The 14,369-nt window shown below is 74.8% G+C and carries 16 protein-coding genes; 8 read left to right on the top strand and 8 right to left on the bottom strand.

The genetic code is table 11. The features are described from left to right. Positions 1-16: 16 nt before the first annotated feature. From FHX36_RS10385 to FHX36_RS10375, 3 genes are all read left to right on the top strand, one after another. A complete protein-coding gene (locus FHX36_RS10385; protein WP_110552977.1) occupies positions 17-901 on the top strand; it encodes a PhzF family phenazine biosynthesis protein in 885 nt (294 codons plus the stop codon). Next, the gene (locus tag FHX36_RS10380) at positions 898-1,824 is read left to right on the top strand and encodes a DMT family transporter (protein ID WP_246405455.1); all 927 of its coding nucleotides are present in this window, start codon (positions 898-900) and stop codon (positions 1,822-1,824) included. Before FHX36_RS10385 ends, FHX36_RS10380 begins: the two co-directional genes overlap by 4 nt. A gap of 79 nt (positions 1,825-1,903) precedes the next feature. Further along, the gene (locus FHX36_RS10375; RefSeq protein WP_110552978.1) at positions 1,904-2,857 is read left to right on the top strand and encodes an HpcH/HpaI aldolase/citrate lyase family protein; all 954 of its coding nucleotides are present in this window, start codon (positions 1,904-1,906) and stop codon (positions 2,855-2,857) included. Here the strand turns inward: FHX36_RS10375 and FHX36_RS10370 are convergent. Then, positions 2,854-3,327 (bottom strand): DUF4190 domain-containing protein, encoded by a 474-nt coding sequence (locus tag FHX36_RS10370; protein ID WP_258372852.1) that lies wholly within the window; start codon positions 3,325-3,327, stop codon positions 2,854-2,856. The genes FHX36_RS10375 and FHX36_RS10370 overlap by 4 nt on opposite strands. Positions 3,328-3,445: 118 nt before the next feature. Here FHX36_RS10370 and FHX36_RS10365 point away from each other — a divergent pair, with 118 nt between their 5' ends. From FHX36_RS10365 to FHX36_RS10355, 3 genes are all read left to right on the top strand, one after another. After that, a complete protein-coding gene (locus FHX36_RS10365) occupies positions 3,446-4,645 on the top strand; it encodes an acyl-CoA dehydrogenase family protein (RefSeq protein WP_110552980.1) in 1,200 nt (399 codons plus the stop codon). Continuing rightward, a complete protein-coding gene (locus tag FHX36_RS10360) occupies positions 4,642-5,160 on the top strand; it encodes a hypothetical protein (RefSeq protein ID WP_183513711.1) in 519 nt (172 codons plus the stop codon). Before FHX36_RS10365 ends, FHX36_RS10360 begins: the two co-directional genes overlap by 4 nt. A gap of 162 nt (positions 5,161-5,322) precedes the next feature. Beyond that, positions 5,323-6,261 (top strand): quinone oxidoreductase family protein, encoded by a 939-nt coding sequence (locus FHX36_RS10355; protein WP_110554387.1) that lies wholly within the window; start codon positions 5,323-5,325, stop codon positions 6,259-6,261. Between the two features lie 10 nt (positions 6,262-6,271). Here the strand turns inward: FHX36_RS10355 and FHX36_RS10350 are convergent, their stop codons facing one another. Further along, positions 6,272-6,982: a DNA alkylation repair protein gene (locus tag FHX36_RS10350; protein WP_343056590.1), complete on the bottom strand. Its 711-nt coding sequence runs from the start codon at positions 6,980-6,982 to the stop codon at positions 6,272-6,274. A 99-nt stretch (positions 6,983-7,081) separates the two neighbouring features. Here FHX36_RS10350 and FHX36_RS10345 point away from each other — a divergent pair, with 99 nt between their 5' ends. Further along, positions 7,082-8,617, top strand: coding sequence for an acetolactate synthase large subunit (locus FHX36_RS10345; RefSeq protein WP_183513710.1), 1,536 nt, complete (start codon positions 7,082-7,084; stop codon positions 8,615-8,617). A gap of 6 nt (positions 8,618-8,623) precedes the next feature. Here FHX36_RS10345 and FHX36_RS10340 read toward each other — a convergent pair whose 3' ends face one another. The 3 genes from FHX36_RS10340 to FHX36_RS10330 all read right to left on the bottom strand — a co-directional run bounded on the left by FHX36_RS10340 (position 8,624) and on the right by FHX36_RS10330 (position 11,406). Further along, positions 8,624-9,685 (bottom strand): glycosyltransferase, encoded by a 1,062-nt coding sequence (locus FHX36_RS10340; protein WP_110553383.1) that lies wholly within the window; start codon positions 9,683-9,685, stop codon positions 8,624-8,626. Between the two features lie 3 nt (positions 9,686-9,688). Next, positions 9,689-10,642, bottom strand: coding sequence for a phosphodiester glycosidase family protein (locus FHX36_RS10335; RefSeq protein WP_110553382.1), 954 nt, complete (start codon positions 10,640-10,642; stop codon positions 9,689-9,691). Between the two features lie 65 nt (positions 10,643-10,707). After that, complete coding sequence (locus tag FHX36_RS10330; RefSeq protein WP_220036034.1) at positions 10,708-11,406, bottom strand: Clp protease N-terminal domain-containing protein; 699 nt, start codon at positions 11,404-11,406, stop codon at positions 10,708-10,710. A 128-nt stretch (positions 11,407-11,534) separates the two neighbouring features. On the opposite strand from FHX36_RS10330, the gene FHX36_RS10325 reads away from it, so the two are divergent. Further along, complete coding sequence (locus tag FHX36_RS10325; RefSeq protein ID WP_110553381.1) at positions 11,535-11,978, top strand: hypothetical protein; 444 nt, start codon at positions 11,535-11,537, stop codon at positions 11,976-11,978. Between the two features lie 60 nt (positions 11,979-12,038). On the opposite strand, the gene FHX36_RS10320 is transcribed toward FHX36_RS10325, so the two are convergent. From FHX36_RS10320 to FHX36_RS22870, 3 genes are all read right to left on the bottom strand, one after another. Next, on the bottom strand, positions 12,039-12,374 hold the full coding sequence (locus FHX36_RS10320; protein ID WP_110553380.1) for a hypothetical protein: 336 nt from the start codon (positions 12,372-12,374) through the stop codon (positions 12,039-12,041). 143 nt (positions 12,375-12,517) lie between these two features. Further along, entirely contained in the window at positions 12,518-13,180 is a 663-nt protein-coding gene (locus FHX36_RS10315; RefSeq protein WP_110553379.1) for a response regulator, read from the bottom strand. Next, complete coding sequence (locus FHX36_RS22870) at positions 13,177-14,343, bottom strand: sensor histidine kinase (RefSeq protein ID WP_110553378.1); 1,167 nt, start codon at positions 14,341-14,343, stop codon at positions 13,177-13,179. The genes FHX36_RS10315 and FHX36_RS22870 overlap by 4 nt, the downstream gene beginning before the upstream one ends. Positions 14,344-14,369: the final 26 nt, after the last annotated feature.

The raw sequence follows: 14,369 nt of genomic DNA, 5'->3' as shown, positions 1-14,369 counted from the left end.
GGCTACCGTCGCCGTCGTGACGGCTCCGGGACCCGACGTGCTCGCCTACGAGGTCGTGGACGTGTTCGCGCCACGCCCGTTCAGCGGCAACCAGCTGGCGGTGGTGCTGGACGCCGGCGACCTGACCACCGAGCAGTGCCAGGCGCTGGCCACCGAGTTCGCCTTCTCCGAGTCCACCTTCGTCAGCGCACCCACCTCGGACGACGCCGACTACCGGGTCCGGATCTTCACCCCGCAGAACGAGCTGCCCTTCGCCGGGCACCCCAGCGTCGGCACGGCGCACACCCTCGTCCGGCTGGGGCGGCTGCCCGCCGGGGTGCTGCGCCAGGAGTGCGGCGCCGGCGTGGTCGCGGTCGAGGTGGACGCCGAGGGCGCCCGGCTCACCGGCGGGCCGGTGTCGCTGCGCCCCGGTCCGGACCTCGCCGCGCTGGCCGCTGCCGTCGGCCTCACCGACGCCGACCTGACCGGCCGCCCCGCGCACCTGGTCGGCTGCGGCATCGACTTCGCCCAGCTCGAGGTGCACCCCGCTGCCCTGGACCGCGCGGCCCCGGACGTCGCCGCGCTCGACGCCCTGCTGCCCGGCGTGCAGGGCGGTGTCTCGGTGCTCGCCTGGGACCCGGCCACGGCGCGCGGCACCGTCCGGGTCTTCGCCGCCGGCCTGGGCTGGCACGAGGACCCGGCCACCGGCTCGGCGGCGCTGGGCACCGGCATCTGGCTGGCCGCCACCGGGCTGGCCGGCGACGGCGTCACCGGCTACCAGCTCTCCCAGGGTGCGGCGGTCGGCCGGCCCTCCGTGCTCGACGGCCGGGTGACCGTCACCGGCGGCACGCTGACCGAGGTCAGCGTGGCCGGGGCGGTGCACCCGATCGCCAGCGGCACCGTCCGAGCGCCCGGGAGATGAGCACCGAGACCTCGGCGGCGCCGGCCTGGGCGGTCCACCGGCCGGGGAGCCGCGACGTCGGGCTGATGGCCGTCGCCGTCCTCGGGGTGTCCTTCTCCGGCCCGCTGACCGCGATGGTCGCGGCGTCCTTCCTGGCCATCGCCTTCTGGCGCAACGCCGCCGGGGCGGCCCTGCTGCTGCCGGTGCTGCTGCTGCGCGAGCGGGCCACCCTGCACGGGCTGCGGCCGCGGCAGCTGGTCAGCTCGCTGGTCGCCGGGCTGTTCCTCGCCGCCCACTTCGCCGCCTGGCTGCCCAGCTTGTCCATGACGACGGTCGCCGCCTCGACCGCGCTGGTGACCACCACCCCGATCTGGACGGCGCTGGCTGCCCGGGCCGCCGGCGTCCACCTGCCGGCCCAGGTGTGGTGGGGGCTCGGGCTGGCCGTGCTCGGTGCGGCGCTGATCGCCGGCGTCGACGTCACCGTCTCCTGGGAGGCGCTGGCCGGCGACGGGCTGGCGCTGCTCGGGGCCATCTGCGCCGGTGGCTACATGCTCGCCGGCGCCCGGGCCCGCGAGCGGCTGACCACCTCGGCCTACGCGATCGTCTGCTACTCGACCTGCGCGGTGGTGCTCGCGGTCGCCGCCGTGGTCGCCGACGTCCCGCTGGCCGGGTTCAGCGCCCGCGACTGGTGGCTGATCGCGGCGATCACCTTCTGCGCCCAGCTGCTCGGCCACACGCTGCTCAACCTGGTGCTCTCCTCCGTCGGGCCGACGGTGGTCGGGCTGGCGATCCTGCTCGAGGTGCCCGGCGCGCTGCTGGTGGCGCTGGTGCTGCTGGACCAGGTACCGCCGCTGCTCGCCGTCCCCGGGATGGTCGCCGTCGTCATCGGGGTGGCCCTGGTGGTGCGCGGCGGGCGGCCGGCGCCGGAGGCCGATCCGCTGTGAAGACCATCGCAGGGCGGCGTGATCACCGCGTCGCTACTCTCCGGTAACAAACGTCGACCCGACCAGCAGCGGAGGCACCGTGGCCGAGCTCCGATCCCGTCGTTCCAACCTCGCCGTCCCGGGCAGCAACCCCCGGTTCCTGGAGAAGGCCAAGGGGCTGCCCGCCGACCAGGTGTTCCTCGACCTCGAGGACGCGTGCGCGCCGCTGGCCAAGCCCGGCGCCCGGAAGAACATCGTGGCCGCGCTGAACGAGGGCGGCTGGGGCGGGAAGATCCGCACGGTCCGGGTCAACGACTGGACGACGGAGTGGACCTTCACCGACGTGATCGAGGTCGTCGGCGGTGCCGGGGCCGAGCTCGACTGCATCATGCTGCCCAAGGTCGCCGACGCCGCACAGGTCAAGGCGCTGGACATGCTGCTCACCCAGCTGGAGAAGGCCAACGGCCTGGAGGTCGGCCGGATCGGCATCGAGGCGCAGATCGAGACCGCGCAGGGCCTGATCAACGTCAACGACATCGCCTTCGCCAGCCCGCGGATCGAGACGATCATCTTCGGCCCCGCCGACTTCATGGCCAGCATCAACATGAAATCGCTGGTGGTCGGCGCCCTGCACCCCGACTACCCGGGCGACCCGTTCCACCACATCCTCATGCAGATCCTGATGGCCGCCCGGGCCCGCGGCGTGCAGGCCATCGACGGCCCCTTCCTGCAGGTGCGCGACGTCCCGGCGTTCGCCGAGGTCGCCAAGCGGTCGGCGATGCTCGGCTTCGACGGCAAGTGGGTGCTGCACCCCGGTCAGATCGACGCCGCGAACGAGATCTACGCGCCGTCGCAGGAGGACTACGACCACGCCGAGCTGATCCTGGACGCCTACGACTGGGCCACCTCGGAGGCGGGCGGGAAGAAGGGCTCGGCGATGCTCGGCGACGAGATGATCGACGAGGCCAGCCGCAAGATGGCCCTGGTCATCGCTGGCAAGGGCCGGGCCGCCGGCCTGTCGCGCACCTCGAGCTTCACCCCGCCGGAGGGCTAGTAGACGCTCGCCTCGACCGAGGCGAAGACCCAGATCCAGAACAGCAGGCCGAGCACCAGCGCCGCGGTGACCACGCTGCTGATGATGATCGCGGCCAGCGCGAGCCCGTCGCCGCCCTCGCCGGTCCGGCGGATCTGGCCGCGGGCCACGATGCCGAGCGCCAGGCCGACCGGGGCCAGGGCGCCGAGGAACGACAGCACGAGCGCGACGACCGCCAGCTGGTTGGTCGGCGGGCGCCAGCCGTACCCCGGTCCGTAGCCGGGCGGCGGGCCGTAGCCGGGCGCGTACCCGGGCGGCGGGCCGTAGCCGGGGGCGTACCCGGGTGGCGGGGCGTAGCCCGGCGGGGGGCCGTACGCGGGGGCTCCGTAGGCAGGTGGCCCGGACGGCGGGAGGGCGCTGGAACCCGTCGACCCGCCGTCCACCGTGGGTGGCGGGTCGCCCCGGTACAGGCCGTCGTCACGCGGGTCCACGTCGTCCTCCTGGTCGTTCGGCCGGTCGCGGGCGGGTGACGAGCGCCACGGGCTGGTGGCGGGGGGTGTCGTCCATACTCGCCGGTAACCGAGACACCGGCGTCCCGAGGAGTGAGCGATGACCCGCCTGGCCCAGACCGCGGACCTGACCGACGTGCAGCGCGAGATCCTCTCGACGGTCCGCAGCTTCGTGGACAAGGAGATCATCCCCAACGCCCAGGAGCTCGAGCACGGCGACACGTACCCGACGGAGATCGTCGAGGGCCTCAAGGAGATGGGCATCTTCGGGCTGATGATCCCGGAGGAGTTCGGCGGGCTGGGGGAGTCGCTGCTCACCTACGCGCTGGTGGTCGAGGAGATCGCCCGCGGCTGGATGAGCGTCTCCGGCGTCATCAACACCCACTTCATCGTCGCCTACATGCTCCAGCAGCACGGCACGCCCGAGCAGCAGGAGCGGCTGCTGCCGCGGATGGCCACCGGCGAGATGCGCGGCGCCTTCTCGATGTCCGAGCCCGGGCTCGGCTCGGACGTCGCCGGCATCCGCACCAAGGCGACCCGCACCGCCGACGGCGGGTACACGATCGACGGCCAGAAGATGTGGCTGACCAACGGCGGCAGCTCGACCCTGGTGGCGGTGCTGGTGCGCACCGACGAGGGCGCGGAGAAGCCGCACCAGAACCTGACGACCTTCCTGGTGGAGAAGCCGACCGGTTTCGGCGAGGTGCTGCCGGGCCTCACGGTCCCCGGGAAGATCGACAAGATGGGCTACAAGGGCGTCGACACCACCGAGCTGGTGTTCGACGGCTTCGCGGTCTCCGCCGACGACGTGCTCGGCGGCACCCCCGGCCGCGGCTTCGCCCAGATGATGGACGGCGTGGAGGTCGGCCGGGTCAACGTCGCCGCGCGCGGCTGCGGCATCGCGATCCGCGCCTTCGAGCTGGCCATCGACTACGCCCAGCAGCGGGAGACCTTCGGCAAGCCGATCGCGCAGCACCAGGCGATCGCCTTCAAGCTCGCCGAGATGGCCACCAAGGTCGAGGCGGCGCACGCGATGATGGTGCGCGCCGCGCGGCTGAAGGACTCCGGCCAGCGCAACGACGTCGAGGCCGGGATGGCCAAGCTGCTGGCCAGCGAGTTCGCCGCCGAGGTCACCCAGGAGTCGTTCCGGATCCACGGCGGCTACGGGTACTCCAAGGAGTACGAGATCGAGCGGCTGATGCGCGAGGCCCCGTTCCTGCTGATCGGTGAGGGCACCAGCGAGATCCAGAAGACGATCATCAGCCGGGGGCTGCTCAAGGAGTACGCCAGCAAGCGGTGAGCCGTCGGGGATGGGTCTCGGCCCGGGATGCAGCGGAGCAGTGGCGGCTGTTGTCTGTCTACGACGACGGCTGGTGCGTCGCGCCCGTCGCCGTCCCCACCGCCGAGGACACCCGCCGGCGGGTGCGGGCGCTGATCGGCTGGATGGTCGTGGTCGTCGGGCTGTTCGCCGCCTCGGCCGCCGCCGCGGTGTGGGCGACCGGGCTGCCCTGGCTGACCTGGGTGCTGCTGGCGGCGAGCCTCGGCGCGGGAACCGTGGCCGCGGTGCGCGCGGCCCGGCGCCGCGCGGAGCAGCGCCCGCCGGTGTTCGACTCCGCCGCCGCGCACCTGGCGGGCACCCCGGGCGTCACCCGGGTGCCGCTCGGTCAGGTCCGGTCGGTGGCAGTGCAGCGGCAGGGCCACGAGGACGTCGTCACCGTCACCGTGCGCAAGGGCCGGCCGCTGGTCTACCGCTCGCCGGACCGCACCCTCGGGCGGCTGTTCACCGCCTGGTCGCCGTCCCCGCCGGCGGGCTGACAGGCCCTCCCGCGGGACGTCGAGCTCTGCCCACCCCGGTGGGCAGAGCTCGACTGCGCTGGGCATGCCTCCCGTCGACCCCGGCCGACCCGCCCGGCGCGCGCCCTTCCGCCAGCTGGACGGCGGGTGTGCGCGGCGGGCGGGCAGGGGTAGGCCGGGCGCATGAGAGCAGTCGGAGTGACGGAGTTCGGTGGGCCCGAGGCCCTGCACCTGGTCGACGTCCCGGCCGAGCCGCTGGGCCCGGGCCAGGTGCGGCTGCGGGTGACGGCGGCGACGGTGAACCCGACCGACACCTACTCACGCAACGGCACCTACGCCCAGCGCGACCCGGTCAAGGAGTTCCCCTACGTGCCCGGCATGGACGTCGCCGGCGAGCTGGCCGAGGTCGGTCCGGACGTGGAGATCGGCATCGAGGTCGGCGAGCGGGTGATGGGCGTCGTCGTCCCGACCGGTGCGCACGGCGGGTACCGCGAGGACCTGGTGCTGCCGGCCCGCTCGATCGCCCGGGTGCCGGCCGGGGCGAGCGACGCGGCCGCCTCGACGCTGCCGATGAACGGGCTCACCGCGCGGCTCGCGCTGGACCGGATGGCGCTGCAGCCCGGCCAGGTGCTCGCGGTGACCGGCGCGGCCGGCGCCTTCGGTGGCTACGTCGTCCAGCTGGCCAAGGCCGAGGGGCTGACCGTCGTCGCTGACGCCAGCGAGGCCGACGAGGAGCTGGTCCGCGGGCTCGGGGCCGACGTGGTCGTGCGGCGCGGGGACGACGTCGCTGCGCGGATCCGCGAGCAGTTCCCCGACGGCGTCGACGGGCTGGCCGACGGGTCGGTGCAGGACGCCGCCGTGCTGCCGGCGGTCAGGGACGGTGGCGCGGTGACCACCGTGCGCGGCTACCGCGGCGACGGGCAGCGCGGCCTGCAGGTGCACCCGGTGCTGGTGCGGGAGTACTCCGAGGAGGCCGGGGCGCTGGACCGGCTGCGCGAGCAGGTGGAAAAGGGCGTGCTGACCCTGCGGGTGGCCCGGACGTTCCCGGCCGCCGACGCGGCCGAGGCGCACCGCCTCCTGGAGGCCGGCGGCGTCCGCGGCCGCCTCGTGCTGCTCTTCTGAGCGGCCCCCTTCAGGGTCCCACCCCGAGCCTGCGAGGGGTGGGGGGAAGGGGGTCCTTCCGGAGGTGCTTGGCGGCTTCCCGCCGGGAGAGCGGGCTCAGCTCGTGCCCGGCGAGGAAGCCGCGCACCCAGTCCGGGTCGGTCTTGGCCAGGTCGCGCAGCGCCCAGCCGATCGCCTTGCGGACGAAGAACTCGCCGTCCGCGGCGTTGACCTCGACCACCTCGGTCAGCAGCGCCCGGTCGGTGCGGTCCCTGGCGCCCAGCTGGGCGATGACGGCGCTGCGCCGCAGCCACCGGTCGGGCGACCGCGCCCAGCCGCGCAGCACCGGCCCCAGCTCGGCGGGGTGGGCCAGCAGCAGGTCGCGGACCCGGGGCTGCACCCCGTCGACCAGGTCCCACCACGCCCCGGTGGTGATCATCTCCTCGTGCAGCGGGAGCAGCTCGAGGGCGCCGCGGGCGACACGTAGCCCGGTCAGCGCGGTGGCGGCGTAGCGCTCCTCCCGGTAGGCCGCCGCCCGCCACAGCTCGCCCGCGACCCGCCCGACGTCGGCGGCCGTCGCGGGTGGGTCGGCGGTCGCGGCCTCGCGCACGAGCCGGCGCACCTCGGGCAGCCGCACCCCGAGGCAGGGCTCCGTCGTCTTCAGGTAGGCCTGCATGCCGGCGGCCCGCTCGGGGTCGCCGAGCGCCCGGAGCGCGCCGCGCACGGTCTCGGGGAGGGCCACGCCGCGATCCTGCCGCAGCCGGATCGCCGCCCGCGAGACCCCGTGCGAGGCTGCCGGGCGGGGGGCTCGACGGTGAGCGGCCCGTGATCGGAGGTCGGAGTGAACGGCGCGCAGGCAGTGGTCCGCACCCTCGTCGGCGGCGGGGTCGACGTGTGCTTCGCCAACCCGGGCACCTCGGAGATGCACTTCGTCGCCGCGCTGGACGACGTCCCGGAGATGCGGGCGGTGCTCACCCTGTTCGAGGGGGTCGCCACCGGTGCCGCCGACGGGTACGCGCGGATGGCCGGGCGCCCGGCGGCCACGCTGCTGCACCTGGGGCCGGGGCTGGGCAACGGCATCGCCAACCTGCACAACGCCCGCCGCGCCCGCACGCCGCTGGTGAACGTCGTCGGCGACCACGCGCTGACCCACAAGCGGCTGGACGCCCCGCTCGAGTCCGACATCGACGCGCTGGCCGGGGCGGTGTCGGGCTGGGTGCGCCGGTCGCTGTCCACCGGCGAGGTCGGGCCCGACGTCGCCGACGCGGTGGCCGCCGCCGCCCGCGGTCAGGTCGCGACGCTGGTGCTGCCGGCCGACGTCTCGTGGAGCGACGGCGCCGCGGTGGCCACCGTGCCCGGCCGACGGCCGGCCCCACGCGTGCCGGACGACGCGATCGAGGGGCTCGCGCCGCTGCTCGGACCCGCGACGGTGCTGTTCCTCGGCGGGGACGCCGTCCTGGAGGCAGGGCTGCTCGCCGCGGGGAGGATCGCCGCCGGCACCGGCACGCGGCTGCTGGCGGAGACCTTCCCGGCCCGGATGCAGCGCGGGGCGGGCCTGCCCGACGTGCTCAAGCTGCCCTACCCGCCCGACGGCGCGCGCAAGCAGCTGGACGGCGTGCAGCACCTGGTGCTGGTCGGCGCGAAGGAGCCGGTGGCCTTCTTCGGCTACCCCGGCATGGACGGCCGGCTGGTGCCCGAGGGCTGCACCGTGCACGTGCTGGCCGAGCCGGGCGAGGACGCCGTGGCGGCCCTGCACGCGCTCGCCGACCTGACCGCCCGCGACGCCACCCCCGAGGTGGCCGAGCTGCGCCGGCCGCAGCTGCCGACCGGCGCGCTGGACATCCGGGCTCTCGCCGAGGTGGTCGGCGCGCTGCTGCCCGAGCACGCGGTCGTGGTGGACGAGGCGCTGACCAGCGGGTACTTCCTGCCGGGCGCCACCGTCGGGGCGCCGCCGCACGACTGGCTCACCCTCACCGGCGGCGCGATCGGCCAGGGGCTGCCGGCGGCGACCGGCGCGGCGGTCGCCGACCCGAGCCGGCCGGTCGTGTCGCTGCAGGCCGACGGCAGCGCGATGTACACGATCCAGGCGCTGTGGACCCAGGCCCGCGAGGGGCTCGACGTCACCACGGTCATCTGCGACAACAGCGCCTACGCGATCCTCGCCGGCGAGCTGGAGAACGTCGGCGCCAGCAGCGGGGGAGAGCGTGCCGGGAGGCTGCTGGACCTGGGTGCGCCGTCGCTGGACTTCGTCGCGCTGGCCACCGGCATGGGCGTGCCGGCGACCCGGGCGACCACGGCGGAGGAGCTGGCGACCCAGTTCCGCACCGCGGTGGCCGAGCCCGGGCCGCACCTGATCGACGCCGTCCTGCCGCGCTGACACGCCTCAGCCGACGGGGGCGGGTTCGCGTCGTGTCGGCTGGCGGGCGCGCACCCGGCGCACGTACACCGACCGCCGCTGCCCCAGGTAGCTGGCGGCGACCAGCAGCACCTCGGTGAGCACCTTGGCCGGCAGCAGGCCCAGGCCGAGCCGGGTGAGCACGGCCAGCAGCAGGTAGTTGCCGGCGAGCAGGACGACGGCCAGCGACGCGTACCGGACGGCGGCGGCCCGCACCGACCGGGCGCCCGGGGCGGCGAACACCAGCGAGCGGTTGACCGCGAAGTTCACGCAACTGCTGAGCAGCCGGGCGCCGAGCAGCGGCAGCAGCAGCCCGCCGACGAGCGCGTGCAGCACCACCAGGGCCCCGGCGTCGAGCAGGAAGGCGGCGAACGAGGAGGCCAGGAAGGCCAGCAGCGGGGCGTAGATCCGCGCGGAGTCGAGCACCGGCCGGAAGTGCGAGGACGCGTTGCCCTCGAGGTAGATGGTGGCGATGTCGACCTGGTCGACCGGCAGCCCGCGGCGCACCGCCTGCAGCAGGGTGGTCACCTCGTACTCGAAGCGCTCGCCGGGCACGGTGAGCAGCCAGGGCAGCAGCTCGGCGGCGTACCCGCGCAGGCCGGTCTGGGTGTCGCGGACGTCGCGGCCGGTGGCCAGCCGGAGCAGCGCGCGGGTGAGCGCGTTGCCGAACCGGCTGCGCAGCGGCACGGCGCCGGTGAACCCGCGGACGCCGAGCACCAGGTCGGCGCCGTCGCGCACGCGGGCCGCGACCCGGAGGACGTCGTCCGGGCTGTGCTGCCCGTCGGAGTCGGCGCAGACCACCTCCTGACCCGGCGCGTGCTCGGCGACGAACCGGAACCCGGTCTTGAGCGCGGCGCCCTTGCCCTGGTTGACCGGGTGGCCGAGCACCGTGCAGCCGCGCTGCCGGGCCGCATCGAACACCGGTGCGTAGCCGGGGCCGCTGCCGTCGTCGACGACCAGCAGGTGCGCCTCGGGGGCGGCGGTGCGCAGCCCGTCGACCAGCGCGAGCAGCCGGGCGTCGGGCTGGTAGGCGGGGACCAGGACGATCACCGGTCAGCCGCCGATGTAGAGGACGTCGGAGGTGCCGCGCTCCTGGCCCCTGCCCAGCGGGTCGTTCACCAGCGACCCGTGGAACACCATCGTCGAGGAGCCGCCGCCGTCCAGGTTGTAGGCGGTGACGCAGCCCAGGCCGGTGAAGATCGCGGCCAGCTCGGGCAGCGAGACCCCTTCGCTGTAGCCCTCGCTGCGGCCGTCGACGACCACGAACACCAGGTGGTTGGCGTCGATGACGCCGATGCCGGTGCGCGGCTGGTCGCCCTGGATCGAGTGGTTGCCGACGTTGGTGTCGACCTCGACGTCCTCGATGCCGTCGACCACCGCGCCGGCCTGGACGATCGCCGGCCCGAAGGACAGCGTGTTCCAGACACCGGCGGCGACCAGCTCGTCGGCGCTGGTCGCCGTCTCGTCGTAGACCTGGACCGAGCCGTCGCGGTAGAAGGCCAGCCCGTCACGGGCGCCGGCGTCGCGGTAGGCGACGCCGTTGCGGACGACGATGCCGGTCTCGCGGAAGCCGTAGTAGTCGCCGTTGACCGCGAAGACGGCGTCGTGGGCCGCCGCGATGACCGAGGTGTCCTCCACGATGTTGGTGCCGAACTCGTTGTCGGCGAACGCCGAGCGCAGCACCGTCGCGTCGGTGAGCACGACGTCGGCGACGAAGTAGGTGACGGTGCTGTCGCCGCTGCCGGTGACGACGGTGGAGATGTCGATCGTGCAGTACTCCGAGGAGTACGAGGTGCCGGTGAACGTGCCGTCCGCCGTGGAGGTGTCGACGGCGTCGACGCCCTGGGCGGCCTCGTAGGCGGCGACGTCGTCGATGGCGACGTGGTCGACGACGAAGCGGTCCAGTGCCCAGGTCGCGCCGCCGCCGGCGAGCAGGGCGAACCCGGCGCCACCGCCGAGCAGGAAGGTGCGGCGGCTCAGCCGCTTCGGGGTTGTCGTGTCGGGCATGCCGCCGTTCTACGGACGGCGGGTGTGCCGACCTCCTGCCGACGCTGTGCGTCGGCTGATCGGGCTCAGCCGAGCTCGGCGAGGGCCGCGGCGACGGACTCCTCGGCCCGGGCCTTGGTCATTCCCAGGCCGCTCAGCACGCCGGCGCCGTTCTCCACGTCCAGCAGGGCGAGCAGCACGTGCTCGGTGCCGACGTGGGCGTGCCCGAGTCGGAGCGCCTCGCGGAAGGTGAGCTCCAGCGCCTTCCTGGCCCCGCCGTCGAAGGGGATGAGCGCGGGGACGTCGGCGGCCGACTCCGGCAGGGCAGCGGTGGCCGCCTGCCGGAGGGTGTCCATCGTGATGCCCTGGGTGACGATTGCCCGCGCGGCCAGACCGTCCGACCCGGCGAGGGCGAGCACCAGGTGGGCGGGGGTGATCGCGTCGTTGCCGGCGGCCCGGGCAGTCTCCTGGGCCGCGACGACCACCTGACGGGCCCGCGGGGTGAAGCGGGTGAAGCCCTGCTCGGCGTCGAGGGGCGGGTCCTTGGGCACGAACCGCTTCTGCGCGGCCTGCTTGGTCACGCCCATGCTGCGGCCGATGTCGGTCCAGGAGGCGCCGGAGCGGCGGGCCTGGTCGACGAAGTGGCCGATGAGGTGGTCGGCGACCTCGCCGAGGGCCTCGGCGGCCAGCACGGCGTCGGTCAGCTGCTCGAGCGGCTCGTCGTGCACCTCCTGGATCGCGGAGATGAGGTCGTCGAGGCGGACGGTGGGCGGCATCTGCGTCATGCCGTCAACGCTAGGTTGACGATCAGACGATCGTCAACCCCAGGTTGACGCTCAGGTGGACCGGAACTCCACGTTTCCGGAAGATCATCTCTGGGCACCCACGAGCAACCGACTGAGGAGGATCGACCGTGGACACCTGGCTGATCGTGGTCATCGTCGTCGCCGTGCTGGTCGTGCTCGCGCTCATCGCGCTGGCCGTCGCCAAGCGCGGCAAGGCGGGCAAGGCGCGCAAGCGCGAGCAGGCGCGTGAGCACCTGCAGGAGGCGCAGCTGCGGGCTGCGCGGGCGGACAAGGAGCAGGCGCTCGCCGACGAGCAGGCCGCGCGGGCCCGCCGGGAGCGCGCCGAGGTGGAGGAGCGCGCGGCCCAGGCCGAGCGCGAGGCGCAGGAGCGCGCCGCGCACGCCCAGGGCGAGCGTTCCGCGGCGGCGGAGCTGAAGGCCAAGGCGGAGAAGCTGGCCCCGGGGCTCTCCCAGCACGACGGCGGCCGGCACGTCGCCGGTGCGCAGAACGCCGACGTCACGCAGCAGATCAGCCGCGAGGACATCGAGCGCGGCGGCGCCACCCGCGCCTGACCGGCACGGCACTCGACGGGCCGTCTCCCCACCGGGGAGGCGGCCCGTGGTGCGTCCGGCTCAGCCCAGGACGGTGGTGGCCTCGACCGGGTCGGAGACGGTGACGGTGACCATCACGTCGACCGGGTGGTCGGTCTCGGTGTGCGCGAGGAACTCCACGCCGCCGGCCTCACGCCCGGGCTTGCCGTGCGGGCCGATGTTGGTGATGTAGACGTTGGGCTCGCGGCCGGGCTCGCCGAGCACCGGGCGGCCGTCGGTGCCGAAGATGCCGCCGGAGAACTGCCACATCGCCGCGGTCATGTCGACGCTGGACTCCTGGGTGATGGCGTCCCAGTTGATGTTGTGCCGGGTGCGGCCCTGCATGTTGCGGAAGATGAAGCGCTGCGAGCGGGTCATGGCTGCCTGCCTCCAGTGGACGGGGGAGCCGGCTGCTCCCTGCAGACGAGAGCCCCCGCCGTCCCCACCTGATACGCACCCCCACCCCGGAGATGGCCATCTCCGGGGCCTGAGACCCCCCCCGGAGATGGCCATCTCCGGCGTCACGGGCGGGGGAGCAGGCCGGTGCGCCAGGCGAGCGCGGCGAGCTGGGCGCGGTCGCGGGCGCCGAGCTTGCTGAGCACCCGCCCGACGTGGGTGCGGGCGGTCGCCGGGCTCATCACCAGCGCCCGGGCGATCTCCTCGTTCGACATCCCCTCGCCGACCGCGGCCAGCACCTCGAGCTCCCGGGCGGTCAGCTGCTGCAGCGCCTCCGGGGCGGCCGGCTGCGGCGCGAGGGCCGTCACGGCCGCCCGCACCACGCCCCGGGTGACGGCGGGGGAGAGCATCGCCTCGCCGGCCGCGGCCGCCCGCACCCCGCGGCGCAGCTCGTCGGGCTCGGCGTCCTTGAGCAGGAAGCCGCTGGCGCCGGCCCGCAGCGCGCCGAGCACCAGCTCCTCGTCGTCGAAGGTGGTCAGCGCGACGACGGTGACCGCCTCCAGGGCCGCGTCGGCGACGATCCGCCGGGTGGCCTCGATGCCGTCGAGCACCGGCATCCGCAGGTCCATCAGCACCACGTCGACGTCCCGGCAGACCCGCAGCCGGTCCAGCGCCGCCCGCCCGTCGCCGGCCTCGCCCACCACCTCGACGTCCTCGGCCCGCTCCAGCACCGCGCGGATGCCGGCGCGCACCAGCGGCTGGTCGTCGACCACGAGCACCCGGATCACGCCGGAGCACCGACCCGCTCGGGGGTCACCGGCAGCACCGCGGTGACCGCGAAGCCGCCGCCGTCCCGGTTGCCCGCCGACATCCGGCCGCCCAGCAGTGCCACCCGCTCCTGCATGCCCTGCAGCCCGTGGCCCGGGCCGCCGGTGCCGTGGTCGCCGCAGCCGTCGTCGGTGACCGTGACGGTGAGGTCGGCCGGCCCGTGCTCGAGGGTCACCGTCGCCGACCGGGCCCGCGCGTGCCGCAGCACGTTGGTCAGCGACTCCTGCACCAGCCGGTGCACGGTCGCCCCCACCGCGCTGGGCAGCGGACGTTCCTCGCCGCGCACCGCCAGCCGGACGTCGAGCCCGGTGGACGCCGCTCCTGCGACCAGCTCGGCGACGTCGGCCAGCCCGGCGGCCGGCTCGACGCTCGTGGCGGCGTCACCGCGCAGCAGCCCCACGGTGCCGCCGAGGTCGTGCAGCACCTCCCGGCTCACCGTGCGGATGGTCTCCAGCGAGCGGCGGGTGACCTCGGGGTCGTCGTCCAGCGACTCGGCGGCCACCGCGGCGTGCAGGGTCACGATCGCGACGGCGTGGCCCAGCAGGTCGTGCACGTCGCGGGCGATCCGCACCCGCTCGTCGGCCACCCGGCGCTGGGCCTCGGCCTCCCGCTCCTGCGCGGCGAGCTGCAGCCGCTGGTCGAGCTCGGCCTGCCAGCCGCGGCGGGAGCGGACCGCGTCGCCGAGGGCGAGCACGGCGGCCAGCAGTGCCAGGGAGATGGCGCCGTCGTAGCCCAGCACCAGCCCGGCCTTCTCGTTCTGGTGGTCGCTCATCAGCCGGAACACCGTCGACAGGACCAGCCCGGTGCCGCCGATCCACGCGGCCAGCCGGACCCGCCCGGCCTGGGCGACGGTGAAGAACGCCGGTGCCAGCGGGAGCACCAGGCCCACCGCGGAGTAGCCGGTCCAGTAGTAGCCGTAGATGAGGGCGATGCACAGCAGCAGCACCGGCACCGGCGCCCGCCGCGCGAACAGCATCGGCAGACTGACGACGGCGACGAGGGCGAAGGCGAGCAGGTCGTTGGGGCGCGCCTCGGGTTCCAGGTGGCCGGCCAGCGCGGCCCAGGCCGGCAGCACCGAGGCGAGCACCAGCGCGACGTCGACACGCCCCGGGCGCCAGGTCATGCCGGGAGGCTAGGGGAGTTCCCGGG

This window comes from Modestobacter versicolor (assembly GCF_014195485.1).
Taxonomy (GTDB): domain Bacteria; phylum Actinomycetota; class Actinomycetes; order Mycobacteriales; family Geodermatophilaceae; genus Modestobacter; species Modestobacter versicolor.
The sequence above is the reverse complement of the archived record's forward strand: the minus strand, read 5'-3'. Positions and strand labels throughout refer to the sequence as shown.

What these genes read in the sequence shown, in the direction of transcription:
- FHX36_RS10380 (WP_246405455.1), top strand. Translation starts at nt 898, where the DNA reads ATGAGCACCGAGACCTCGGCGGCGCCGGCCTGGGCGGTCCACCGGCCG.
- FHX36_RS10365 (WP_110552980.1), top strand. Translation starts at nt 3,446, where the DNA reads ATGACCCGCCTGGCCCAGACCGCGGACCTGACCGACGTGCAGCGCGAG.
- FHX36_RS10355 (WP_110554387.1), top strand. Translation starts at nt 5,323, where the DNA reads ATGAGAGCAGTCGGAGTGACGGAGTTCGGTGGGCCCGAGGCCCTGCAC.
- FHX36_RS10335 (WP_110553382.1), bottom strand. Translation starts at nt 10,642, where the DNA reads ATGCCCGACACGACAACCCCGAAGCGGCTGAGCCGCCGCACCTTCCTG.
- FHX36_RS10330 (WP_220036034.1), bottom strand. Translation starts at nt 11,406, where the DNA reads ATGACGCAGATGCCGCCCACCGTCCGCCTCGACGACCTCATCTCCGCG.
- FHX36_RS10320 (WP_110553380.1), bottom strand. Translation starts at nt 12,374, where the DNA reads ATGACCCGCTCGCAGCGCTTCATCTTCCGCAACATGCAGGGCCGCACC.
- FHX36_RS22870 (WP_110553378.1), bottom strand. Translation starts at nt 14,343, where the DNA reads ATGACCTGGCGCCCGGGGCGTGTCGACGTCGCGCTGGTGCTCGCCTCG.